Source organism: Streptomyces sp. NBC_00028, from assembly GCF_045041065.1.
Lineage (GTDB): Bacteria > Actinomycetota > Actinomycetes > Streptomycetales > Streptomycetaceae > Streptomyces.
Window position 1 is genome coordinate 845,597 of record NZ_CP108293.1, and the last position, 24,354, is coordinate 869,950.

Consider the following 24,354-nt stretch of genomic DNA (forward strand, 5'->3'; position numbering starts at 1 on the left):
TCGCCTGAAACGGCATCGAAGGAGGAGTCCTGTGAGCAGCCCCGCCGACGACTCCGGCTACGCGCACCTGCGGCTCGACCGTACCGGTCAGGCCGCGGCCTTCGACGCCCTCGGTGACCGTTACGACGAGGCCTTCCCGCACAAGGAGGGGCAGGTCGCGGCCGCCGAGTGGCTGATCCGGTCGCTGCCGACCGGGTCCCGCGCGCTCGATCTGGGGAGCGGCACCGGCATTCCGACCGCGCTTCAGCTGGCGGAGGCGGGCCTGAAGGTCTTCGGTGTCGATCTGTCGGACGGAATGGTGGCGCTGGCACGCAGGAACGTGCCCGCCGCGGAGTTCCGCCAGGCGGACATCGCCGACCTGCGGCCCGGCGGCCCGCTGGATCTCGGCCGGTTCGAGGCGGTGGCGGCCTTCTTCTCGCTGCTCATGCTGCCGCGCGCGGAGATCCCGCCGGCCCTGCGGACCATCCACCACCTGCTGGTGCCGGGCGGTCTGTTCGCGCTGTCGATGGTGGAGGCCGACGTCGACGACTTCTCCATCCCGTTCGTCGGCGAGAGCATCCGGGTCTCCGGTTACCTCAGGGACGAGCTGCGCGAGGTCGTCGAGACCGCGGGCTTCGAGATCGTCGACGAGTCCTCGTTCACCTATGCCCCGGCCTCCGCGGACATCCAGCCCGAGGTGCAGATCTTCCTGCGCTGCCGACGGCGGCACGCCTGACGACCCTGCTCCGCCCGCGCCCCCGGCGCGCGGGCGCACGGCGGGAAGGACACGCATGACGAAGCGCCTCGGGACCGGCAAGCGCACCGGCAGAAAAGCCGCCGGTGCGCAGGGGCGCGGCACGCCCGCCCGCCGGCCGACGCGCTCCGGCCCCGCGTCCGTCCCCGGCGACCGCGCCGACGAGCCGCGCCCGGCCGAGCCGCAGACGGACCGGCTGCGGTATCTCGACGCGGCGACCCGCAGCATCGCCCGCGGCATGGACCTCGACGAGACCCTGTCCGAGCTGTGCCGGGCGGCCGTCCCGGCCTTCGCCGACACGGCGCTCGTTCATCTGTACGACCCGCTGCCGGTCGGCGACGAGACCACTCCCGTCCCCGGCGTCCTGAGGCTGCACACCACGCGACAGACCTCCCCACAGGCCCTGCCCTCCGCGGCCGAGGCCGTGCATCCGGCCGTGGGCGGCCCACTGGCCACGCGGCTGAGGGACGGCCGGCCCGTCTTCGGTGACGCGCCGAACGCCGCCGCGACGGTGACCGAGCTGCTGGGCCCGGCGAACGTCGGCACGACGCCACCGCCCGGACGGCGCCTGATCCTCGCCCCGCTGCACGGACGCAGCCACGTCCTCGGCAGCGTCGTCCTCCTGCGCGGCGCCGGCCGCCCCGTCTTCACCGACGACGATCTGCTGGTCGCCTCCCAGCTCGCCACCCACACCGCGCTCGGCATCGACAAGGCGATGCTGTACGCCCGTGAGGCGTCCGTCGCCGACACGCTCCAGCGCACCATGCTCCCGCCCTCGCTCCCCGAGCCGCCCGGCGTCCGGCTGGCCAGCCGCTATCTGCCGGCCTCGCGGACCGCGCAGGTGGGCGGTGACTGGTACGACACGATCCCGCTGCCGGGCAACCGGGTCGCCCTGGTCATCGGCGACGTGATGGGCCACTCCATGACGTCCGCCGCGATCATGGGGCAGCTGCGCACCACCGTGCAGACCCTGGCCCTGCTCGACCTGCCGCCCGACGAGGTGCTCCACCACCTCGACGAACAGGCCGAACGCCTCGGCACCGAACACACCGCGACCTGTCTGTACGCCCTCTACGACCCCGTCCTCCAGCGGCTGCTGGTGTCCAACGCCGGCCATCTGCCGCCGGTGCTGCTACGCCCCGACGGAACCGGCGAGATCCTGTCGGTCCCGCCCGGGCCGCCGATCGGTGTGGGCGGCGGCGGCTTCGAGTCCACCGAGATCCACGCCCCGGCCGGGGCGACCCTGCTGCTCTACACCGACGGCCTGGTCGAGTCCCGCGACTCCGATGTGCTGACCGGCGTCGAGAACCTGCGCGCCCGGCTCCGTACGGCCGCCGCACAGGCCGCTCCCCCGGCGCTGGAGACCCTCTGCGACGCGGCCCTCGGCGCGCTGGGCACGGGCGACCGGGACGACGACGTCGCGCTGCTCGCCGCCCGGTTCGAGGGCATCCTGCCGGAGACCGTCGCCTACTGGTACATGGCACCGCGACCGCAGACCGCAGGCCAGGCCCGGAGGCTGACCCGCAGGACGCTGCACCGCTGGGGCCTCGACTCGCTGATCGAGACCACGGAGCTCATGGTCAGCGAGGTGGTGGCGAACGCCGTGCGCTTCGCCTCCCGCCCGATCACCCTGCGCCTGCTCTGCACGGACGTGCTGCGCTGCGAGGTCGGGGACGACTCGCCGGTGGTGCCGAGGATGCGGCACGCCCGGCTGAGCGACGAGGGCGGCCGGGGGCTGTTCCTGGTCGACCAGCTGTCGGAGCGCTGGGGCGCGACCCGGCTGAGCACCGGCAAAGTCGTCTGGTTCGAACAGTCGCTGCCCGACGACGTTGCTCATTGAGCAGAGTTTTTCTCATTACGGAACACAACCGGGGCTGCGACGCCCTTGACCAGACCCTCTCACGCTTGGACCATGTTGCGTATCGCTCGCACTGTTGCTCATGACGCACTGCTGGAGGATGCCATGCCCCCTCGCCCCCACACCGGCCGCGAGTTCGTCCTCACCCTCTCCTGCCCCGACCAGGCCGGACTGGTCCACGCCGTCAGCGGCTTCCTCGTCACCCACTCCGGAAACATCCTGGAGAGCAGGCAGTTCGACGACCGGCGCCAGGGGCGCTTCTTCATGCGCGTGCACTTCGACGTCTCCGACCCGAAGGCCTCGGTGGAGTGGCTCAGCGCCGACTTCACACCGGTGGCCGAGGCGTACGGCATCGACTGGCGGCTGTGCGACGCCCACGCCCCCACCCGCGCGCTCATCATGGTCTCCAAGTTCGGGCACTGCCTGAACGACCTGCTGTTCCGCAAGCGGGCCGGCTCGCTCAACATCGAGATCCCGGCGATCGTCTCCAACCACCGCGAGTTCGAGGGCCTGGCCGACAGTTACGGCATCCCCTTCCACCACATCCCGGTGACCAGGGACACCAAGCCCGAGGCCGAGGCCCGACTCCTCGAACTCGTCCGCGAGTTGGACATCGACCTGGTCGTCCTGGCCCGCTACATGCAGATCCTCTCCGACGACCTCTGCAAGCAACTCGAAGGCCGGGCCATCAACATCCACCACTCCTTCCTGCCCAGCTTCAAGGGCGCCCGGCCCTACCTCCAGGCCTACCAACGGGGCGTCAAGCTGGTCGGGGCCACGGCCCACTACGTCACACCGGACCTCGACGAAGGCCCCATCATCGAGCAGGACGTCGTCCGCGTGGACCACTCCCGCGACCCCGACGAACTCGTGACCATCGGTCAGGACGTCGAGGCGCAGGTCCTGGCGCGGGCCGTGCAGTGGCACAGCCAGAGCCGCGTGCTGCTCAACGGCCACCACACCGTGGTCTTCCGCTGAGCACCCGCTCCTCCCGCACCGATCACCCGTCCGCGACAGCCCTAGGAAGCCGCAGATGACCGTCCTGAACACGTCCCTGCATGAGCTCGACCCGGAGGTCGCCGCCGCGGTCGACGCCGAGCTGAACCGTCAGCAGTCCACCCTGGAGATGATCGCGAGCGAGAACTTCGCCCCGCTCGCGGTCATGGAGGCCCAGGGCTCGGTCCTGACCAACAAGTACGCCGAGGGCTACCCCGGCCGCCGCTACTACGGCGGCTGCGAGCACGTCGACGTCGCCGAACAGATCGCCATCGACCGGATCAAGGAACTGTTCGGCGCCGAGTACGCCAACGTCCAGCCCCACTCCGGCGCCTCCGCCAACCAGGCCGCCCTCTTCGCCCTCGCCTCCCCCGGCGACACCATCCTCGGCCTCCACCTCGCCCACGGCGGCCACCTCACCCACGGCATGCGCCTGAACTTCTCCGGCAAGCAGTTCAACGTGGTCGCCTACCACGTCGACGACGCCGGACTCGTCGACATGGCCGAGGTCGAACGCCTCGCCAAGGAACACCGCCCCAAGGTGATCATCGCCGGCTGGTCCGCCTACCCGCGCCAGCTGGACTTCGCCGAATTCCGGCGCATCGCCGACGAGGTCGAGGCCTACCTGTGGGTCGACATGGCCCACTTCGCCGGCCTCGTCGCCGCAGGACTGCACCCCAACCCCGTCGAACACGCCGACGTGGTCACCTCCACCACCCACAAGACCCTCGGCGGCCCGCGCGGCGGCATCATCCTCGCCAAGCAGACCTTCGCCAAGAAACTCAACTCCTCCGTCTTCCCCGGCTTCCAGGGCGGCCCCCTGGAACACGTGATCGCCGCGAAGGCGGTCTCCTTCAAGGTCGCCGCCTCCGAGGAGTTCAAGGAGCGCCAGCGGCGTACCGTGGAGGGTGCGCGCATCCTCGCCGAGCGCCTGACCGCGGCGGACGCCCGCGAGGCCGGGATCAACGTGCTCTCCGGCGGCACGGACGTGCACCTGATCCTGGTGGACCTGCGCGAGTCCGAACTGGACGGACAGCAGGCCGAGGACCGTCTCCACGAGGTCGGCATCACGGTCAACCGCAACGCCGTCCCCAACGACCCGCGCCCCCCGATGGTGACCTCAGGCCTGCGTATCGGCACCCCGGCCCTGGCCACCCGCGGCTTCACCGCCGCCGACTTCACCGAGGTCGCGGACGTGATCGCGTCGGCGCTGAAGCCGTCCTACGACGTCGAAAGCCTCAAGACCCGGGTCAGGGCACTCGCCGACAAGCACCCGCTCTATCCCGGCCTGACGTCGTAACGGAGCTGCCTGATGGCCATCTCGGTCTTCGACCTCTTCTCGGTCGGCATCGGACCTTCGAGTTCACACACCGTGGGTCCGATGAGGGCGGCCCGCACCTTCGTCGTGCGCCTCGACGAAGACGGGCTGCTCGCCCGAACCGCCTCGGTCCACGCCGAGTTGTACGGCTCCCTGGGCGCGACCGGCCATGGCCACGGCACACCGAAGGCGGTGCTGCTCGGCCTGGAAGGCCACGAGCCGCACACCATCGACATCGTCCGGGCCGACCAGGACGTCGAACGAATCAAGAGCGCAGGACGCCTGTCTCTGCTGGGTGAGCGTGAGATCGCGTTCTCCTACGACGACGATCTGGTCCTGCACCGCCGCAAGACGCTCCCCTACCACGCGAACGGCATGACGCTGTGGGCGTTCGACGCGTCCGGGGCGGAGCTGCTGTCGAAGACGTACTACTCGGTCGGCGGCGGCTTCGTCGTCGACGAGGACGCCGTCGGCACCGACCGCATCAAGCTCGACGACACGGTCCTCAAATACCCCTTCCGCACCGGCGACGAGCTCCTGCGCCTCACCAAGGAGACCGGCCTCTCCATCTCCGCGCTGATGCTGGAGAACGAACGGGCCTGGCGCACCGAGGAGGAGATCCGCTCCGGACTCCTCGACATCTGGCACGTCATGCAGGCCTGCGTCTCGCTCGGCATGTCCCGCGAGGGCATCCTGCCTGGCGGGCTGAAGGTGCGTCGCAGAGCCGGCGTGACCGCACGCCAACTCCGTTCCGCAGGGGATCCGTTGGCGCACGCGATGGAGTGGATCACGCTCTACGCGATGGCGGTGAACGAGGAGAACGCGGCGGGCGGCCGCGTCGTCACCGCCCCCACGAACGGCGCGGCCGGCATCATCCCGGCCGTCCTGCACTACTACATCAACTTCGTCCCCGGAGCCGACGAGGACGGCGTCGTCCGCTTCCTCCTGGCCGCCGGCGCCATCGGCATGCTCTTCAAGGAGAACGCCTCCATCTCCGGCGCCGAGGTCGGCTGCCAGGGCGAGGTCGGCTCCGCCTGCTCCATGGCCGCCGGCGCGCTGGCGGAGGTGCTGGGCGGCTCCCCGGAGCAGGTCGAGAACGCCGCCGAGATCGGCATGGAACACAACCTCGGCCTCACCTGCGACCCCGTCGGCGGACTCGTCCAGATCCCCTGCATCGAACGCAACGGCATGGCCGCCGTCAAGGCCGTCACCGCCGCACGTATGGCCATGCGCGGCGACGGCTCCCACAAGGTCTCCCTCGACAAGGTCATCAAGACCATGAAGGAGACCGGCGCCGACATGAGCGTCAAGTACAAGGAAACGGCTCGGGGCGGACTCGCGGTGAACATCATCGAGTGCTGAGTCCGGACGCGACGGCGGCCCGGTCCGTGGGGTTCCCACGGACCGGGCCGCCGGTGCGTTCAGACGTATTCCGTCGCCGCGTCCAGCAGCCACTCCGCCAGATAGCCGGCGAAGGACGAGCGGACCAACACCCAGAACCCGGCCCGGGGTTCGCCCCGGGCGACCAGGACGACCTGGGTGCGGCCGAGGGTCGTCTGGGCGCAGCGTCCGGCACCGAAGGCGCGCGGGTGGAGGTCCAGCGCGCAGCCGTGGGCCAGCAGGTCGCGGGCGCTGGGGCCGGTGACGAGGAGCGTGGTGCGCTGGGCGGAGACGTCGATCACGGAGACGAGTTCGTCGCCGGCCGCCTCCCGGACGCGGCTCTCCAGGTCCGCGGCGGAGCCCGGTGGGGCGACCAGCAGCCATTCGTCCGGGCCGAGCCAGAGCGCGGTCAACTCTCCCGCGCGGACCACGGTGTTGGGCTGGAGGGGCAGTTGGAGGTCGAGGGCGAGTCCTACGGCCTCCGCCGCCGCGCCCTTGGCGTCGAGACGGACGTTCAGCTGGGTCAGGAAGGGGAGTTCGGCCAGCCGTATCGCGCCCCCGGACGTCCGGGTCGCGGCAGCGAAGCGGTCCGCGGCGGGCGCCAGCGGGCTGCGGAGCGGGGCGGCGGTCAGGGTGGTCTCAGCCATCGCGGCGGGCTCCTTCGGGGTCGTAGAGGACGGGGCTAGCGACGGTCACCGGGACCAGCCGGTCACCGACGGGGGCGTACAGGCGCTCGCCGATGCGGTCCCGTCCGCCCTTGATCAGGGCGAGGGCGAAGGTCCGGCCGAGGGCGGCGCTGCGGTAGCTGCTGGTGACATGGCCGAGCATCGGGACCGGCGGGGCCGGGAGCACGCTGTCGGTGATCAGGTGGGTGCCTTCCGGGAGGAAGGTCGCCGGGTCCTCGGGGAGGAGCCCGACCAGGTGCTTGCGGTCGGCGCGGACCGTGTCGGCGCGGGCGAAGGAGCGCTTCCCGATGAAGTCGGGCTTCTTCTTCGAGACGGCCCAACTCATGCCCAGATCCTGGGGGGTGACGGTGCCGTCGGTGTCCTGGCCGATGATCGGGTAGCCCTTCTCGGCGCGCAGGACGTGCATCGTCTCGGTGCCGTAGGGGGTGATGCCGTACGGGGCACCGGCCTCGTACAGCGCTTCCCAGAGAGCGCGGGCCGCCCACGGCGACACGTTGATCTCGTAGGCGAGTTCGCCGGAGAAGCTGATCCGGCACACCCGTGCCTCTATGCCGGCGACGGTCGTCTCACGCCAGGCCATGAACGGGAAGTCCTCGTTGGCCAGGGCCAGTTGGGGCGCGAGCGAGCCGAGGACCGCGCGGGACTTCGGGCCGACCAGGGCGACGGTGGCCCACTGTTCGGTGACGGACGTGCAGTGGACCTTGAGCTCCGGCCACTCCGTCTGGAGCCATTCCTCCATCCAGTCCAGTACGGCGGCGGCGTTGCCGGTCGTCGTGGTGACCAGGTAGCGGTCCCGGTCGACGCGGATGACCGTGCCGTCGTCGAAGACCATGCCGTCCGGGCGGCACATCACGCCGTAGCGGATCATGCCGACCTTCAGGGTGCTCATCATGTTGGTGTAGAGCAGGTCGAGGAAGACACCCGCGTCCGGGCCCTGGACGTCGATCTTGCCGAGGGTGGAGGCGTCCATGAAGCCGACGCTCTCGCGGGTGGCGGCGCACTCGCGCAGGACGGCGGCCTCCATGTCCTCGCCGGCCCGCGGGTAGTACCAGGGGCGCTTCCACTGCCCGACGTTCTCGAAGAGGGCGCCGTGCTCGATGTGCCACTCGTGCAGGGCCGTGGTGCGGGCCGGGTCGCTCAGCGCGCCCCGGTCACGTCCGGCGAGGGCGGCGAAGGAGACCGGCGTGTAGGGCGGGCGGAAGGTGGTCGTGCCGAGCGCCGAGATGTCCACGCCGAGGAGTTCGGCGACGACACCGCTGGCCAGGACTCCCGAGGTCTTGCCCTGGTCGTTGGCGGTGCCCGCGGTCGTGTAGCGCTTGGTGTGCTCGACCGAGCGCATGCCGGCGCCGGTGGCACGGGTCAGGTCGTCGACGGTGACGTCGCGCTGGAGGTCGACGAAGCGCGGGGCGCCTTCGCGGCCGGGGACGGTGAAGACCTGCATGGCCGGGGTCGGCCGCGGCCGCGCGGCCGGTTGCGGCAGGCTCGGCGGCTGCGGGGTGTACCCCTGCGCCTCGATCGCGCGGGCGCCCGCCGCCGCGCCCTGGGCGAGGACGTGGGCGACGTCGAACACGCCGCTCGCGCCGCCCGCGACCTCGACGGCCTGGCGGCAGGCGTCCGGGACGAAGGTGCCGAGTTCGGCGTCGTGGCGGAGTCTGCCGCCCGCCTGGCTGTAGAGGTGTGCGACCGGGTTCCAGCCGCCGGAGACGAGGAGCAGGTCGGCGGCGAACTCGCGTCGACCTGTGGTCTCGCCGTACGGGGCGACGGTCACCGCGCTCAGGCGGGGGCCACCCTCCGTACCCGTGACGGCGTGGCCGGGCAGGACCTCGATGCCGGCCCCCCGGGCGCGCTCGGCCCACTCCCCCGGTTCGGGGCGCGTGTCGACGATCACCGTGACGTCGACGCCCGCGGCGGCGAGGTCCAGGGCGGCGGCGTAGGCACTGTCGTTGGTCGTGAACACCACCGCGTGGCGGCCGGGCAGGACGCCGTAGCGGTTGACGTAGGCGCGGGCCGAGGCGGCCAGCATGATGCCGGGACGGTCGTTGTCCGCGAAGGCGAGGGAGCGTTCGTGGGCACCGGTGGCGAGGACGACGCGGCGGGCGCGGATGCGCCAGACGCGTTCGCGGGAGACGTCGGTGGGGGCGGCGGCGCCGAGGTGGTTCGTGCGGCGTTCCACGGCGAGGAGGTGGTTGTCGTCGTAGTAGCCGAAGACGGTGGTGCGGCGCAGGACGCGGACGTCGGGGGCCGCGTCGAGGTCCTCTGCGGTCCGTTCCACCCAGTCGAGGTGCTCGGCCGTGTTCAGCAGGCTGCCGCCGGGTTCGGGCTGGTCGTCGGCGAGGATGACGCGGGCGCCGGTGCGGGCGGCGGCGGTCGCGGCGGCGAGGCCGGCGGGGCCCGCGCCGACGATCAGAAGGTCGCAGTGGGCGTGTACGGCGTCGTAGCGGGCCGGGTCGGGTTCCGTGGCGAGGCGGCCCTGGCCGGGGAGGCTGGTGGCGACGAGGCCGTCGTAGAGCTCGATGGACGGGGCGGGGAGCATCGGTTCGGGGAACGGGGCCTCTATCTGGACGACCGCGTTGGGTTCTTCGACGCCGGCCGAGAAGATGCCTCGGGGGCGGCCGAGTTTGATGCTGGTTCCGGCCTCGATGACGCCGTTGGCGAGGAGGGCGGAGGCGAGGGTGTCGCCCTTGTTGGCGTGGTATTCGATGCCGTCGAAGGTGAAGGTGAGGGGGTGTTCGCGGTCGATTCGGCCGCGGGTGGGGTGACGGAAAGGCGGATTCTCGCCCCCGCCGCCCCTACCCGTCCCTCCCCCACTCTCGGCTTCGCTCGAGCGGGGGGACCCCCATCCAGGGGCTGCCGCCCCTTCAACCCCGCTCCCAGGGGGCTCCGCCCCCTGGACCCCCGTCGGCCCCGAAAGGGCCTCGTCCTCAAACGCCGGACGGGCTGAGAGAGATGGGCCGGCGTGGAGAGGTGCCGGACGGGCTGGAGTTGCCGGCCGCGGTTCCCCTGGCGCGGGACGTTGTTCTCCCGCCCTGTACACCGCCAGCACCTCGTTCGTCGACGTGTCCCGGATCGCGTTGAACCAGCGGCGGCAGCCCGCGGCGTGGGTCCAGCGTTCGGCGAAGGGGCCCTTCGGGTTGTCGCGGAAGAAGAGGTAGCGGGCCCATTCCTCGTCGGAGAGGGAGGCGGGGGTCTCCGGGTAGGGGACGTGGGCCTGGCCGCCGTAGTGGAACTCGGCCTCGTCGCGCGGTCCGCACCACGGGCAGGGGATGAGCAGCATGTCGTTCGGCTCCCTTGAGGATCCCTAGTGGGCCACCGCGGCCGCGCCGTGCTCGTCGACGAGCGCGCCGGTGGTGAAACGGTCGAGCGAGAAGGGGGCGTTGAGGGGGTGGGGGGTGTCGTGGGCGATGGTGTGGGCGTAGACCGAGCCCACTCCGGGCGTTGCCTTGAAGCCGCCGGTGCCCCAGCCGCAGTTCAGGTAGAGGTTCTGGACCGGGCTCAGGCCGACGATGGGGGACGCGTCGGGGCTGACGTCGACGATGCCGCCCCAGGTGCGCAGGACGTGGGCGCGGGCGAAGACCGGGAAGAGCTCCAGGGCCGCGGACATCTGCTCCTCGATGATGTGGAACGCGCCGCGCTGGGTGTAGGAGTTGTAGGCGTCGATGCCCGCGCCCATCACCAACTCGCCCTTGTGGGCCTGGGACACGTACACGTGGACCGCGTTGGACATGACCACCGTGGGGTGGACGGGTTCCAGCAGTTCGGAGACCAGGGCCTGCAACGGGTGGCTCTGGAGCGGGAGTTCGATGCCTGCCATCGCGGCCAGGACCGAGGTGTGGCCCGCCGAGCACAGGGCCACCTTGCCGGCCGCGATCGGGCCGAGTGAGGTCTGGACGCCGACCACCCTCCCGCCGACCACGTCCAGGCCCGTGACCTCGCAGTTCTGGATGATGTCGATACCGGCCGCGTCCGCCGAGCGGGCGAGGCCCCAGGCCACGTGGTCGTGTTTGGCGATGCCGGCGCGTGGCTGGTAGGTGGCGCCGAGGACCGGGTAGCGCACGTCAGGGGAGGTGTTGACGATCGGGCAGACCTCGCGCACACCGTCGGCGTCGAGCCACTCCGCGTCCACGCCGTTGAGGCGGTTGGCCTCGACGCGGCGCACGCTGTCGCGGACGTCCTGGAGGCTGTGGGCGAGGTTCAGTACGCCTCGCTGGGAGAAGAGGATGGGGTAGTCGAGGTCGTCCGCCAGTCCCTCCCAGAGTTTCAGCGCGTGCTCGTAGATGCCCGCGCTCTCGTCCCAGAGGTAGTTGGAGCGGATGATCGTGGTGTTGCGGGCCATGTTGCCGCCCGCGAGCCAGCCCTTCTCCAGTACGGCGACGTTGGTGATGCCGTGGTTCTTCGCCAGGTAGTGCGCGGTGGCCAGGCCGTGTCCGCCGCCGCCGACGATGACGACGTCGTACGACCGCTTCGGGGCGGGGTTGCGCCACAGCCAGTCGGGGTGCTCGGGGAGTTCGGCACCGGGGGTGCGGGGGCTCATCGGATGTCTCCGTTCGGCACGTTCATACGGTGTTCGCGTTCCTCTCGGCGGCCTCGACCACGTTGGCGAGCAGCATCGCCCGGGTCATGGGGCCGACCCCGCCCGGCATCGGCGCGACCCACCCGGCCACCTGTCGGGCGCCCGGGTGGATGTCGCCGACCAGGCCCTGCTCGGTGCGGGTGATGCCGACGTCGAGGACCGCCGCGCCGGGGCGCAGCATGTCTGCGGTGATCAGGCCGGGTGAGCCCGCGGCCGCGATGACGATGTCCGCCTCGCGCACATGCCAGGCGAGACCCTTGGTGCCGGTGTGGCAGAGGGTGACCGTGGCGTTCTCGGAGCGGCGGGTCAGGAGCAGGCCGATGGGGCGTCCGACCGTGATGCCGCGGCCGATCACGCAGACGCGGGCTCCGGCGAGGGGGATGTCGTGGCGGCGCAGGAGTTCCACGATGCCGCGCGGGGTGCACGGGAGGGGGGCGTCGCCGCCGAGGACCAGGCGGCCGAGGTTGACGGGGTGCAGGCCGTCGGCGTCCTTGGCCGGGTCCATGCGTTCCAGTACGGCGCCCGCGTCCAGGTGCTTGGGGAGCGGGAGTTGGACGATGTAGCCGGTGCAGGCGGGGTCGGCGTTGAGTTCGTCGACGACGTCCTCGACCTGCTGCTGGGTGGCGTCGGCGGGCAGGTCGCGGCGGAGGGAGGCGATGCCGACCTGGGCGCAGTCGCGGTGCTTTCCGCCGACGTAGGCGTGGCTGCCGGGGTCGTCGCCGACGAGGACGGTGCCGAGGCCGGGCGGGCGGCCGGTGGTGGCGGTCAACTTGGCCACGCGCTCGGTGAGTTCGCGGCGTATGACGGAGGCGGTCGCCTTGCCGTCGAGCAGCTGCGCAGTCATCGTCTTCCCTCGGTCAGCCACGGAGGCGGGACATGGTCGGGTCGAACAGGGGCTCCGCGGCGACGGTCGCTTCCACGCGCTGGTCGAAGTAGCCGATGTGCAAGGCCGTGCCGGGGGTGGTGAGTTCGGCAGGGAGCCAGGCGTAGGCGATGCCCTTGCCGATGGTGTAGCCGTAGGCGGCGCTGGTGACGTAGCCGACGGCGCGGTCGCCGGCGTAGACCGGTTCCTTGCCCAGGACGACCGAGCGCGGGTCCTCGATGGTGAGGCACGTGAGCCTGCGCCGTACGTCGGTCCTGCGGCGCTCCAGGGCGGCCTTGCCGATGAAGTCGTCCTTGTCGAGCTTGACGGCGAAGCCGACGCCGGCCTCGTAGGGGTCGTGCTCGTAGGTCATGTCGGTGCCGAAGGAGCGGTACCCCTTCTCCAGGCGGAGGCTGTTGAAGGCGCCGCGGCCCGCGATGACACCGCCGAGCGGCTTCGCCGCCTGCCAGAGGGTGTCCCAGAGTTTCTGGCCCTGGTCGGCGGTGGTGTAGAGCTCCCAGCCGAGTTCACCGACGTAGGACAGGCGCATCGCGGTGACCGGGACGCTGCCGATGTAGGCGCGCTTGGCGCGGAAGTACTTCAGGCCCTCGTTGGTGAAGTCCTCGTCCGTCAGGGGCTGGAGGACCTTGCGGGCGAGCGGGCCCCACAGGCCGATGCAGCAGGTGCCGGGGGTGATGTCGCGGACCTGGACGGTGCCGTCGGCGGGGAGGTGGCGGGTGAACCAGTCGAGGTCGAGGTTGCCGTTGGCGCCGACCTGGAACTGGTCGCGGGCGAGGCGGGCCACGGTGACGTCGCTGCGGATGCCGCCGTCGTGGTCGAGGAGCAGGGTGTAGGTCACGGAGCCGACGGACTTGGCGACCTTGCCGGTGCACAGCCGTTCCAGGAAGGCGCCGGCGCCGGGGCCGGTGACCTCCAGGCGCTTGAGGGCCGTCATGTCGTACATGGTGACGGTCTCGCGGGTGGCCTGGGCCTCGGCGCCGACGATCGGCGACCAGTACCGGGCGGCCCAGTCGTTCGGGGTGGGGATCGAACGGCCTTCCACGAGGCCCGCGTTGGCCTCGTACCACTGCGGGCGTTCCCAGCCGTTCGCCTCCAGGAAGAAGGCGCCGTGTTCCTGCTGGCGGGTGTGGAAGGGGCTGGTGCGGATCGGGCGCGGCTTACCGGAGGGCTGGAGGGGGTGGAGGATGTCGTAGACCTCGACGAAGTTCTGGCAGTCGCGGGCCAGGACGTACTCCGGGGAGAGCTGGTGCGGCTCGAAGCGGTTGAGGTCGCACTCGTGCAGGTCGAAGGTCGAGCAGTGGCCGTCGACCAGCCACTCGGCCAGGGCCCGGCCGACGCCCGCGGAGTGGGTGACCCAGACGGCCTCGGCGACCCAGAAGCCCTTGACGTCCGGGGACTCGCCGAGGAGCGGGAAGTTGTCGGTGGTGAAGGAGAAGAGGCCGTTGATGCCTTCCTCGATCTTCGCCTCGCGCGTCGACGGAAGCAGGGACTGCGTCTCGGTCCAGGCGGGGTCGAAGTCCTCCTCGGTGAACTTCAGGACCGACGGCATCTCGGCGTTCTCGTCGAAGGCGCGGATGTCGTCGGCGGAGATCGGCATGGGGCGGTGGCCGTAGTAGCCGATGCCGATGCCGTCGTAGCGGTCGCGGTAGTAGAGGTCGGCGTCCTGGTGGCGCAGGATCGGGCGGACCGCTTCCTCGGTCTGGCCGGCGAGGGCCGGGACGGGGCCGGTCCAGGCGAGCTGGTGGGCGAGGGGGGTCAGCGGGAGGTTCAGGCCGACCATGCGGGCGATCCGCGGGCCCCAGATGCCGGCGCAGCACACGACGATGTCGGCTTCCAGGTCGCCGTGGTCGGTGCGGACGCCGGTCACCTCGCCGTCGGTCCGCAGGATGTCGAGGACCTCGTGGCGGGGCAGGAACCGCACCCCTCGCTCGGTGGCCCGGCGGATCTGTGCCTCGACGGCGAGGACGGCCTTGGCGAGGCCGTCGGTGGGGACCAGGAGGCCGCCGAGGACCCGGTCGGGGTTGACCAGGGGGTGCTGTTCGACGCACTCCTCGGGGGTCAGCAGCCGGGACTCGATGCCCCAGGCGGTGATCCAGCCGTGCCGGCGGTGCAGTTCGGCGAGGCGCTCGGGGGTGGTGGCCACTTCGAGGCCGCCGACCTGGAGGAAACAGGGCTTGCCGTCGACGTCGAGGGAGCAGAACTTCTCGACGGTGTACCGGGCCAACTCGGTCATGGTCTTGGAGGAGTTCGTCTGGAAGACCAGGCCCGGGGCGTGCGAGGTGGAGCCGCCGGTCGCCGGGAGCGGGCCCTGGTCGACCACGGTCACCTCGGTCCAGCCACGCTCGGAGAGCTCGTCCGCAACGGCCGCGCCGACGACGCCCGCTCCGATGACGACCACTCGGGGTCCCGCCATTGCCGCACCTCCGGTTCAGTTGCTTTCTACGCAACGTGATTCAGGTTGCGCAACTCAATGTGCCTGTCCCGCAGGTGGGTGTCAAGAGCCCGGTGACGTGCGAGAACACCCCTCGGAAAACAGGAATGCCCGGTGGGCGGCGCACGTCGCGTGCGCCGCCCACCGGGCATCCGTCAAGGAGTTACTCGATCCAGTCCGTCATGGAGTTACTTGATCCAGGCGTCCACCTTGGCGCGGTTGGCCTCGACCCACTTCTTCGCCGCCGCCTCGGGCGTCATCTTGTCCACGGCGATGTACTTCGCGACGGTGTTCTGGTCGTCGTTGGTCCAGTTGAAGTTCTTCACCAGGTCATAGGCGGGGCTGCCGGACTTGGCGAACTTGGCGCTGACTATCTTGTCCAGGTCGTACTCGGGGTAGTCGCAGGCGACCTTCTCCGCGTCGGCGTCACAGCCGTCCTTGTAGGCCGGCAGCGCGACCTTCTTCAGCGGCACCTCGGACAGGAACCACTGCGGCTCGTAGAAGTAGCCGATCACCCATTCCTTGTTCTTCTCCGCCTTGCGGAAGGCCTGGATAAGGGCTGTCTCGCTGCCCGCGTACACCACCTTGAAGTCCAGCTTCAGGTTCTTCACCAGCGCCTCGTCGTTGGTGACGTACGAGGGGTCGCCGTCCAGGAGCTGGCCCTTGCCGCCCGACTCGGAGGTCTTGAACTTCGCCGCGTACTTGTTGAGGTTCTTGTAGTCGAGGATGTCGGGGTGGGCCTTCGCCAGCCACGGCGGCACGTACCAGCCGATGATGCCCTTGTTGCCAGTGGACCCGGCCTCCACGGCGGTCTTCTGGTCGGTGATGTACTTCTTCTTCAGGTCCGGGTGGCCCCAGTTCTCCAGGACGGCGTCCACCTCGCCGGTCCCGAAGCCCTGCCAGGCGATCTCCTCCTTGAGGTCCTTGGAGTTGACCTTGCACTTCAGGTCGTTCTCCGCGACGTACGCGACGACGGCCGCGTCCGCCTCGTACCCCACCCACGGGTTGACCGCGAGGTTGAAGGTGCCGCACTTGCCGGACTCGCCCGAACCGGCGCTGTCGTCGCCGACCTTCGCGCCGCCGCAGGCGGTGAGGGCCAGGCCCAGGACCGCTGCGCCGGCCGCTCCGGCTCGCCAGTGTCTTGCCATGGTGTGGTGCTCCTTATGCGCTGGTGCGGCGAGCCGCCGCCTGAGTGATCCGGTCGAACATGACGCCGAGCAGCACGATGGCGAGCCCGGCCGCCAGGCCCTTGCCGTACAGCTGTCCCTGGGAGAAGCCGGCCACGACGTCGTAGCCGAGGGCGCCCGCGCCCACCAGGCCGCCCACCACGACCATCGACAGCACGTAGATCAGGCCCTGGTTGGTGGCCAGGGTCAGCGCGCTGCGGGCCATCGGCAGCTGGACCTTGGTGATGATCTGCCAGGTGTTGCAGCCCGCGGAGGTGGCGGCCTCCACGGTGGTGGCGGGCACGTTCCGCACCCCGTCCGCGATGATCTTCATGGCGACGGGGGCGGCGTAGACGACGGCGGCGACGATCGCGGTGAAGCGGGTCGCGCCGAACAGCGCGAGGAACGGCACGAGATAGACGAACGGCGGCATGACCTGGGCCGCGTCCAGTGTCGGCCGCAGCACCCGGTCCACCAGGGCACTGCGGCCCATCCAGACGCCGAAGACGATGCCGAGCAGCATCACGAGCACTGTGGCGACTGCGGTGGACGCCAGGGTCGTCATGCTGTCCGACCAGACGCCGGTGCCGACGAGCAGCGCCACGCACACCGCCGTGGTGACGCCGGCCCGCCAGCCGCCGAGGACGACGCCGATCCCGATCAGGGCCGCGCCGACGAGCCACCACGGGGAGTCGGTGAGCAGCGACTGGAACGGATTGAGCAGACCGTTGGTGAGGGCGTCACGGAACGCGTTGGTGAGGCCCGACAGGTTGTCCTGCGCCCAGGTGGTGACGTTGTCCGCCGCGCTGCGGATGGCGGTGCCCGTGTCCCCCGCGCCGGGGAACTCCGCCGCCCACAGATAGGTGTGCGAGAGGTAGACGAGGACGGCGGTGACCACCGCGCCCGCGCCCAGCAGCGGGCGCCGCCAGGCCAGGAACCGGTTCTTCGAGCGCCGGGCCGCCTCCTCTCGTCCGGCCGCCGCGGTCGTCACCCGGTCGAGCACGATGGCCATGACGACGATGGCCAGACCCGCGTTGAAGGCGGTGCCGACATCGAGCGACTGGAGCGCCTGGAGGACGGTCTTGCCGAGGCCCGGCGCGTCGATCAGGGCGGCGATGGTGACCATGGCGAGGGCGGCCATGATGGTCTGGTTGACGCCCATGACGACGGTCCGCTTGGACATCGGCAGCAGCACCTTGGTCAGGGACTGCCGTCGGGTCGCGCCGAGCGAGTCGGCCGCCTCGACCGTGGTGTGCGGTACGGAGCGGATGGCGTGCGCGGTGATGCGGATCGCGGGCGGGGCCGCGTAGATGAGGGTGGCGATGTTGGCGGAGGCCGGCCCGATGAGGAAGAACAGGGTCAGCGGGGCGAGGTAGACGAAGGTCGGCATCGTCTGCATGAAGTCCAGGAACGGCGTCATGATCCGGTTGAACCGGTCGGACAGCCCCGCCCAGACGCCCAGCGGGATCGCGAAGAGCAGGGCCACGCCCACCGCGGAGACGGTGAGCGCGAGGGTGTCCATGCTCTCCTGCCACAGCCCCTGGAGGCCGAGGAAGGTGAAGCCGGCCACCGCGAGCAGCGCGACCCGCCAGTTGCCGACGGCCCAGGAGACGAAGCCGGCGAGGCCGACCACGCCGAGCCAGCCGATCTGCGGGAGCGGCCGGTCGCCGGAGGGCTGTGAGATGAGGTCCTGCACGAAGGTCACCAGGGAGTCGATGACCAGGCGGATCTCGTTGAAGAAGTACAGGAAGAGCGGGTTGGAGTTGCGGTCCGCACCGATGGAGTCGTTGACGTCGTTGAACCAGCGGTGCAGATCGGTCAGATCGGCCGCGGCCAGCGTGAGGGTCTGCTTGCCGCGCAGCACGGCGAAGAGCAGCAGCCAGCCGACGAGGATCGCGGCGATCACCATGGACCGGCTGACGCGCCGCACGGCCTTGACCGGCGGGGCTTCCTCGACCGTCCCGGTCTTCTCCGGTTTCTCCATGACGACGGTCATCACGCGTCGCCTTCCTGCCCGGCGACGACGGCGAGGATCTCCTCGTCGCCGACGATGCCGAGCAGTTTGCCGTTCTCGACGACCTTGACCGGCCGGTCGGCGGCGAGCACGGCCCGGGTGGCCTCCTTCACCACGACGTCCGGGCCCAGTTCGGGGCCGTCGAGCTCGTCGCCGTCCTCGGGGGCCCGCATGATCCAGCGCAGGGTGAGGACGTCGCCGCGCGGCACGTCCTTCACGAACTCCCGTACGTAGTCGTCGGCGGGGGCGCCGACGAGTTCGTCGCCGGTGCCGCACTGGACCATCTTTCCGTCGCGCATGATGAGGATGCGGTCGCCCAGCTTGAGGGCCTCGGAGAGGTCGTGGGTGATGAACACCATGGTCTTGCCGACCTCGTGGTGCAGCCGGATGACCTCGTTCTGCATGTCGCGGCGGATCAGGGGGTCGAGCGCCGAGAACGGCTCGTCGAAGAAGAGGACGTCGGGGTCGCCCGCCAACGCCCGGGCCAGGCCCACGCGTTGCTGCATACCGCCGGAGAGCTGGTCGGGGTAGGAGTTCTCGTAGCCGGCGAGGCCGACGAGTTCGACGACCTCCTGGGCCCGCTTGACCCGCTCCCCCCTGCCCATGCCGCGGATCTCCAGGCCGAACGCCACGTTGTCGACGACGCGACGGTGGGGCAGCAGACCGAAGTGCTGGAAGACCATGGAGAACTTGCGCCGGCGCAGATCGCGCAGACGGGCCGCGTCGGCCTGGCGGATGTCCTCCCCCTCGAAGACGATCTCGCCCGAGGTGGGCTCGATCAGCCGGGTCAGACAGCGCACCAGCGTGGACTTCCCGGAGCCGGACAGCCCCATGACGACGAACACCTCGCCGGGCGAGACGTCGAAGTGGACGTCGCGTACGGCGGCGGTGCATCCGGTGCGGTCCATGAGCTCGCGGCGGGACAGGCCGCACAACTCCTCGGAGTCCGGGACCTGGTCGGCCTTGGGTCCGAACACCTTCCACAGCCTGCGCACGGAGATGACCGGGGTGGAGCCCGAGTCCTGGGGCGTGCCGCGCCGCTGCGGCACCTCGGTCTGTGTGGTCACGATCGACCTCTTTTCGGCGTTCAGCCGCGGAACCAGTGCTGCGGCCGGGGTTGGATGTTCTGCCAGATGTGTTTGGGCTCTCGGTACTCGTTCAGGCCGGTCGGTCCCAGCTCCCGGCCCACGCCCGAGTGCCCGAAGCCACCCCATTCCGCCTGCGGCACATAGGGGTGGTAGTCGTTGATCCACACGGTGCCGTGGCGCAGCCGGCGGGCGACCCGCTGGGCCTTTCCGGCGTCCTGCGTCCACACGGCGCCCGCGAGTCCGTACTCGGTGTCGTTGGCGATCCGGACGGCGTCGTCCTCGTCGGTGAAGCGCTCGACGGTCAGCACCGGCCCGAAGGACTCCTCGTGCACGACCCGCATGTCCTGGGTGCACGCGTCGAGGACGGTCGGCGGGTAGTAGTGGCCGCCCGCGAGCGCCGGGTCGGTGGGGCGCTCGCCGCCGCAGCGCAGGACCGCGCCCTCGGCGACGCCCGCGGCGACGTACGCCTCGACCTTGGCCAGGTGCTGGGCGGAGATCAGCGCGCCGGTCTCGGCGTCGGGGTCGAAGGGGCCGCCGAGCCGGATCTGCCGGGCGCGCCGGACGATCTCGTCGACGAGGCGGTCGTGCAGGGAGTCCTCGACGATGAGGCGGGCGCCGGCCGAGCAGACCTGGCCCGAGTGCAGGAAGACCGCGGTGAGGGCGAAGTCCACGGCCGTCTCGAAGTCCGCGTCGGCGAAGACCACGTTGGGGTTCTTGCCGCCGAGTTCCAGCGCGACCTTCTTCACGGTCGCGGCGGCGGTGGCCATGATGCGCTTGCCGGTCTCCACACCGCCGGTGAAGGAGACCAGGTCGACCGCCGGGTCCTCGGAGAGTGGTGCGCCGACCTCGGGTCCGGTGCCGAGGACGAGGTTGGCGGCGCCGGCCGGGAGTCCGGCCTCCTCCAGTGCCTTCATCAGCAGGACGGAGGTGGAGGGGGTGAGTTCGCTGGGCTTGAGGACGATCGTGTTGCCCGCGAGCAGCGCCGGGGCGACCTTCCAACTGGCTTGCAGCAGCGGGTAGTTCCAGGGGGTGATCAGGCCGCACACCCCAACGGGCTCGTACACGACGCGACTTACGGCGTCGTCACGGCCGGTGTCGATGACGCGCCCGGCGTCGGTGCCCGCCAGTCCGCCGTAGTAGCGGAAGCAGGAGACGACGTCGGCGATGTCGTACTCGCTCTCCACGAGCCGCTTGCCGGTGTCCAGGGACTCGGCGCGGGCGAACTCCTTGGCGTCGCGCTCGATCAGGTCGGCGGTGCGCAGCAGCAGCGCTCCGCGCTCCGGTTCGGGGGTGCGCGGCCAGGGGCCCTCGTCGAAGGCGCGGCGGGCCGCGGCGATCGCCGCCTCCGCGTCCGGACGCGTTCCTTCCGATACGGCCGCCACCAGGGAGCCGTCGGCGGGACATCGGATGTCCCGGTGTCCACCGGACACCGGGTCCCGCCATTCACCATCCACATACAGGTCTGCCACGCGCCGAGCCTTTCAAGGGAAGTTCGTTGCGCATCGTGCACCCGATTGCTTGTGGTGGAACACCCTGGCGAATGTGCAGACATACGTCAAGGGGTTCGCCGATGACGATTCGACACGAGCCCCAATGGGTCCCCTTCTCTTGACCGAGGGACCCCCTCACGCCAACCATGTTGCGTATCGCTCACCTTGTTGTGCAATACGCACCGTCGGAGGCTGATGTGTCCACCCCGTCCCCCAGGCCCCGGCCCGGTCGCGAGTACGTGCTCACCCTGTCCTGCCCCGACCACGCCGGTCTGGTCCACGCGGTGAGCGGCTTCCTCGTGCGGAACTCGGGCAACATCCTGGAGAGCCAGCAGTTCGACGACCGGCTCCAGGGCCGTTTCTTCATGAGGGTCCACTTCGACGTTTCGGACCCGGACGCGGATCTGGAAAACCTGCGTTACCGGTTCGGCCCCGTCGCCCAGGCCCACCGCATCACCTGGAGCCTGCGGGACGCGTCGACCCCGACCCGGACGCTCATCATGGCGTCGAGGTTCGGCCACTGCCTGAACGACCTGCTCTTCCGCCGGCGCACCGGCGCGCTGAACATCGAGATCCCCGCGATCGTCTCCAACCACCGGGACTTCGAGCAGCTGGCCGACACCTACGGCATCCCCTTCCACCACGTCCCGGTCACCAGGGACACCAAGGCCGAGGCGGAGGCCCGACTGCTGGAACTGGTGGGGGAGTTGAACGTCGACCTCGTCGTCCTGGCCCGCTACATGCAGATCCTCTCCGACGACCTCTGCAAGCAGCTCGAAGGCCGCGCCATCAACATCCACCACTCCTTCCTCCCCAGCTTCAAGGGCGCCAGACCCTACGAGCAGGCCTACGACCGCGGGGTGAAGCTCGTGGGCGCGACGGCGCACTATGTGACGCCGGACCTGGACGAGGGCCAGATCATCGAGCAGGACGTGGTCCGGGTGGACCACTCCCTCGACCCGGCCGAACTGGTCACGGTCGGGCGGGACGTGGAGGCGCAGGTGCTCGCGCACGCGGTGAAGTGGCACAGCGAGAGCCGCGTCATGGTGGACGGCAACCGCACGGTGGTCTTCCGCTGAGCGACGCCGGCGAAGCCCGCGAGGGGACGGACCGGAGATCCGGCCCGTCCTCTTTGTATACGGCTTCATGTACGGCTTCATATACGGCGACCTTTCAGCCGCCCAGCCGCTCCAGCAGCGCCCGCCGCCACGCCTCCGTCTCGGCGATCTGGTTGAAGGTGAACAGGTCCAGCCCCGCCACCCCCGCCGAGGGCCGGGTGAGCGCCTCCTCGGCGCGGGTGAGCAGCTTCTCCGGTGAGTAGCCGCCGGGCGCCGCGAAGCGCACGAACCAGGACGCGTGCTTGGTCAGGAACCGCGTCGACTCCCCCACCCCGATCTTCGTGGCCATCGCCAGCAGCTTCGCCCGCTGCACCGGACCGGCGACCCCCACATGCACGGGCAGGGTCACGTCCCGGCCCCGTACGCGCGCGATCCACTCCCCCAGGACCCGGGGGTCGAAGCAGAGGTTGCTCACCAGGTACGTGGCGTGCTCACGCTTGTCCCACATGGCCTGGATGGTGAGGTCGTCGTGGATGAGGGGGTGGCTCTCGGGGTATCCGGTGATGCCGACGTGGGTGAACGGGTCACCCAGTTCGCCGAGCTCGCGCAGCACCGGCAGCGCCCCCTCGTAGGGCCCGGCGGGCGGGTCCGCGTCCCCGGCCGGGACGAACACGTCGTCCACCGCGGCCTCCCGGAGCCGGGAGGCGACCTCCTTCAGATGCACCTCGTCCCGCAGCAGCCGTGCGGGCACGTGCGGGACGACCCGGTAACCGTGCCCGGCGAGCCGCTCGGCGAGGGCGAGCGTGGGCTCCAGGCCCTTCACCGGGGAGGCCGTCACGGTGACGACGACATCGCGCGGGACATGGGCGAGGACCTTGTCCTCGGTCGCCTTCGCGGGCAGCACCTCGTAGCGGACGCTGTCCAGCAGCGCCCGGAGTCCATCGGCACCCAACGTCTACCCGGCCTGCTTCTGGGCGTCACGGTGGCGGTAGAACGCGGCCTTGGACGGCGCGAGCGGCTCCTTGCCGAGGATCAGGTCGGCGGCCTTCTCGGCGACCATCATCACCGGGGCGTAGATGTTGCCGTTGGTGACGTACGGCATGACCGAGGCGTCGACCACGCGCAGCCCCTCCACCCCGTGCACTCGCATGCTGGTCGGGTCGACGACGGCCATGTCGTCGGTGGCGGGCCCCATCTTGCAGGTGCAGGACGGATGCAGGGCGGTCTCGCCGTCCTTGGCGACCCAGTTCAGGATCTCCTCGTCCGTCTCGACGGAGGGCCCGGGCGAGACCTCCCCGTCGTTGTAGGGGGCGAGGGCCGGCTGGTTGAGCAGCTTGCGGGCGACCCGGATCGCCTCGACCCACTCGCGCCGGTCCTGTTCCGTGGAGAGGTAGTTGAAGCGCAGCGCGGGGTGTTCGCGCGGGTCCTTGCTCTTGATCTTCACCGAACCGATCGCGTCGGAGTACATGGGCCCGACGTGCACCTGGTAGCCGTGGCCGCCGGCCGGTACGGAACCGTCGTAGCGGACCGCGATGGGCAGGAAGTGGAACATCAGGTTGGGGTAGTCCACGTCCTCGTTGCTGCGCGCGAAGCCGCCTGCCTCGAAGTGGTTGGTGGCGGCCGGGCCCTTGCGGAAGAGCCATTGCAGGCCGATGAAGGGGGCGCGCCACTTCGCCAGGTACGGCTGCATGGAGACGGGCTGCTTGCAGGCGTACTGGATGTAGACCTCGAGGTGGTCCTGCATGTTCTCGCCGACGCCGGGGAGGTCGTGCACGACGTCGATGCCGAGGGCGCGCAGCTCGTCCGCGTTGCCGACGCCGGAGAGCTGGAGCAGCTGCGGGGAGTTGATGGCGCCGCCGCACAGGACGACTTCCCTGGCGCGGACCTGCTGGGGGGCTCCCTTGCCGCGCTGGTACTCGACGCCGACGGCCTTCTTGCCCTCGAAGAGGACACGCGTGACGAGGGCGCGGGTCTTGACGGTGAGGTTGGGGCGCTTCCGTACGGGCTTGAGGTACGCCTTCGAGGCCGACAGCCGGCGTCCGCGGTGGACGTTGCGGTCGAACTTGGCGAAGCCCTCCTGCCGGTAGCCGTTGACGTCGTCGGTGGGGGCGTAGCCGGCTTCCTCGGTGGCCTTCTGGAAGGCGGTGAAGAGCGGGTTGGTGGCGGGGCCGCGCTCCAGGACGAGGGGGCCGTCGTGGCCGCGGAACTCGTCGTCGGGGTCGGCGGCCAGACAGTTCTCCATGCGCTTGAAGTACGGCAGACAGTGCGCGTAGTCCCAGGTCTCCATGCCGGGGTCGGCGGCCCAGCGCTCGTAGTCCATGGGGTTGCCGCGCTGGAAGATCATGCCGTTGATGCTGCTGGAGCCGCCGAGGACCTTGCCGCGGGCGTGGTAGACGCGCCGGCCGTCCATGTGGGGCTCGGGCTCGGACTCGTACTTCCAGTCGTAGAACCGGCTGCCGATCGGGTAGGTCAGCGCCGCGGGCATGTGGATGAAGACGTCCCACGGGTAGTCCGAGCGGCCGGCCTCCAGGACCAGCACCCGGTTCGCCGGGTCCGCGGAGAGCCGGTTGGCCAGCGCACTGCCGGCCGAACCGCCACCGACGATGACGAAGTCGTATTGCAGGGGAGCCATGGTGCCTCGTCTCGCTCGCGCCGTAGATACGCGAGGCATGCTAGTATCAGT

The 24,354-nt window shown here is 70.5% G+C and carries 17 protein-coding genes; 6 read left to right on the forward strand and 11 right to left on the reverse strand.

Annotated elements, in window-relative coordinates; all coding sequences use genetic code 11:
* Positions 1-31 precede the first annotated feature (31 nt).
* The 5 genes from OG885_RS03720 (at position 32) to OG885_RS03740 (ending at position 6,267) form a co-directional block, all read left to right on the forward strand.
* Positions 32-715 carry a class I SAM-dependent DNA methyltransferase gene (locus OG885_RS03720; protein WP_405725886.1) on the forward strand — a complete coding sequence of 228 codons (684 nt, stop codon included), beginning with the start codon at positions 32-34 and terminating at the stop codon, positions 713-715.
* Complete coding sequence (locus tag OG885_RS03725) at positions 645-2,573, forward strand: SpoIIE family protein phosphatase (RefSeq protein ID WP_405725889.1); 1,929 nt, start codon at positions 645-647, stop codon at positions 2,571-2,573. The genes OG885_RS03720 and OG885_RS03725 overlap by 71 nt, the downstream gene beginning before the upstream one ends.
* Before the next feature lie 123 nt (positions 2,574-2,696).
* Entirely contained in the window at positions 2,697-3,569 is an 873-nt protein-coding gene (purU, locus tag OG885_RS03730) for a formyltetrahydrofolate deformylase (RefSeq protein ID WP_399964297.1), read from the forward strand.
* A gap of 55 nt (positions 3,570-3,624) precedes the next feature.
* Positions 3,625-4,887, forward strand: coding sequence for a serine hydroxymethyltransferase (gene glyA, locus OG885_RS03735; RefSeq protein ID WP_405725893.1), 1,263 nt, complete (start codon positions 3,625-3,627; stop codon positions 4,885-4,887).
* Between the two features lie 12 nt (positions 4,888-4,899).
* Positions 4,900-6,267 (forward strand): L-serine ammonia-lyase, encoded by a 1,368-nt coding sequence (locus OG885_RS03740; RefSeq protein ID WP_405725896.1) that lies wholly within the window; start codon positions 4,900-4,902, stop codon positions 6,265-6,267.
* 59 nt (positions 6,268-6,326) lie between these two features.
* On the opposite strand, the gene OG885_RS03745 is transcribed toward OG885_RS03740, so the two are convergent.
* From OG885_RS03745 to OG885_RS03785, 9 genes are all read right to left on the reverse strand, one after another.
* A complete protein-coding gene (locus tag OG885_RS03745) occupies positions 6,327-6,932 on the reverse strand; it encodes a sarcosine oxidase subunit gamma (RefSeq protein ID WP_405725899.1) in 606 nt (201 codons plus the stop codon).
* Positions 6,925-10,245, reverse strand: a complete 3,321-nt coding sequence (locus tag OG885_RS03750) for a sarcosine oxidase subunit alpha family protein (RefSeq protein WP_405725902.1) — start codon at positions 10,243-10,245, stop codon at positions 6,925-6,927. Before OG885_RS03750 ends, OG885_RS03745 begins: the two co-directional genes overlap by 8 nt.
* A gap of 24 nt (positions 10,246-10,269) precedes the next feature.
* Positions 10,270-11,502, reverse strand: a complete 1,233-nt coding sequence (locus OG885_RS03755; protein WP_405725905.1) for a sarcosine oxidase subunit beta family protein — start codon at positions 11,500-11,502, stop codon at positions 10,270-10,272.
* A gap of 22 nt (positions 11,503-11,524) precedes the next feature.
* Complete coding sequence (locus OG885_RS03760) at positions 11,525-12,385, reverse strand: bifunctional methylenetetrahydrofolate dehydrogenase/methenyltetrahydrofolate cyclohydrolase (protein WP_405725908.1); 861 nt, start codon at positions 12,383-12,385, stop codon at positions 11,525-11,527.
* A 13-nt stretch (positions 12,386-12,398) separates the two neighbouring features.
* Entirely contained in the window at positions 12,399-14,837 is a 2,439-nt protein-coding gene (locus OG885_RS03765; protein WP_405725911.1) for an FAD-dependent oxidoreductase, read from the reverse strand.
* Between the two features lie 206 nt (positions 14,838-15,043).
* Positions 15,044-16,003 (reverse strand): ABC transporter substrate-binding protein, encoded by a 960-nt coding sequence (locus tag OG885_RS03770; RefSeq protein ID WP_405725914.1) that lies wholly within the window; start codon positions 16,001-16,003, stop codon positions 15,044-15,046.
* A 13-nt stretch (positions 16,004-16,016) separates the two neighbouring features.
* Entirely contained in the window at positions 16,017-18,017 is a 2,001-nt protein-coding gene (locus tag OG885_RS03775) for an ABC transporter permease (RefSeq protein WP_405725917.1), read from the reverse strand.
* On the reverse strand, positions 18,017-19,102 hold the full coding sequence (locus tag OG885_RS03780; protein WP_405725920.1) for a glycine betaine/L-proline ABC transporter ATP-binding protein: 1,086 nt from the start codon (positions 19,100-19,102) through the stop codon (positions 18,017-18,019). Before OG885_RS03780 ends, OG885_RS03775 begins: the two co-directional genes overlap by 1 nt.
* Before the next feature lie 20 nt (positions 19,103-19,122).
* Positions 19,123-20,592 (reverse strand): aldehyde dehydrogenase family protein, encoded by a 1,470-nt coding sequence (locus OG885_RS03785; RefSeq protein ID WP_405725923.1) that lies wholly within the window; start codon positions 20,590-20,592, stop codon positions 19,123-19,125.
* Positions 20,593-20,810: 218 nt separating this feature from the next.
* Between OG885_RS03785 and purU (OG885_RS03790) the strand changes: the two genes are divergently transcribed.
* Positions 20,811-21,692 (forward strand): formyltetrahydrofolate deformylase, encoded by an 882-nt coding sequence (gene purU / locus OG885_RS03790; protein ID WP_405725926.1) that lies wholly within the window; start codon positions 20,811-20,813, stop codon positions 21,690-21,692.
* 94 nt (positions 21,693-21,786) lie between these two features.
* Here the strand turns inward: purU (OG885_RS03790) and OG885_RS03795 are convergent, their stop codons facing one another.
* Both OG885_RS03795 and betA read right to left on the reverse strand, forming a co-directional pair.
* The gene (locus OG885_RS03795; protein WP_405725929.1) at positions 21,787-22,623 is read right to left on the reverse strand and encodes a 5,10-methylenetetrahydrofolate reductase; all 837 of its coding nucleotides are present in this window, start codon (positions 22,621-22,623) and stop codon (positions 21,787-21,789) included.
* A gap of 3 nt (positions 22,624-22,626) precedes the next feature.
* Positions 22,627-24,303, reverse strand: coding sequence for a choline dehydrogenase (betA, locus tag OG885_RS03800; protein ID WP_405725932.1), 1,677 nt, complete (start codon positions 24,301-24,303; stop codon positions 22,627-22,629).
* Positions 24,304-24,354 lie beyond the last annotated feature (51 nt).

Bases quoted from the DNA above. Each gene is read 5' to 3' on its own strand.
- OG885_RS03775 (WP_405725917.1), bottom strand. From the start codon at position 18,017: ATGACCGTCGTCATGGAGAAACCGGAGAAGACCGGGACGGTCGAGGAA.
- OG885_RS03745 (WP_405725899.1), bottom strand. From the start codon at position 6,932: ATGGCTGAGACCACCCTGACCGCCGCCCCGCTCCGCAGCCCGCTGGCG.
- OG885_RS03755 (WP_405725905.1), bottom strand. From the start codon at position 11,502: ATGAGCCCCCGCACCCCCGGTGCCGAACTCCCCGAGCACCCCGACTGG.
- purU (WP_399964297.1), top strand. From the start codon at position 2,697: ATGCCCCCTCGCCCCCACACCGGCCGCGAGTTCGTCCTCACCCTCTCC.
- OG885_RS03740 (WP_405725896.1), top strand. From the start codon at position 4,900: ATGGCCATCTCGGTCTTCGACCTCTTCTCGGTCGGCATCGGACCTTCG.
- OG885_RS03750 (WP_405725902.1), bottom strand. From the start codon at position 10,245: ATGCTGCTCATCCCCTGCCCGTGGTGCGGACCGCGCGACGAGGCCGAG.
- OG885_RS03760 (WP_405725908.1), bottom strand. From the start codon at position 12,385: ATGACTGCGCAGCTGCTCGACGGCAAGGCGACCGCCTCCGTCATACGC.
- OG885_RS03765 (WP_405725911.1), bottom strand. From the start codon at position 14,837: ATGGCGGGACCCCGAGTGGTCGTCATCGGAGCGGGCGTCGTCGGCGCG.
- betA (WP_405725932.1), bottom strand. From the start codon at position 24,303: ATGGCTCCCCTGCAATACGACTTCGTCATCGTCGGTGGCGGTTCGGCC.
- OG885_RS03725 (WP_405725889.1), top strand. From the start codon at position 645: ATGCCCCGGCCTCCGCGGACATCCAGCCCGAGGTGCAGATCTTCCTGC.
- glyA (WP_405725893.1), top strand. From the start codon at position 3,625: ATGACCGTCCTGAACACGTCCCTGCATGAGCTCGACCCGGAGGTCGCC.
- OG885_RS03770 (WP_405725914.1), bottom strand. From the start codon at position 16,003: ATGGCAAGACACTGGCGAGCCGGAGCGGCCGGCGCAGCGGTCCTGGGC.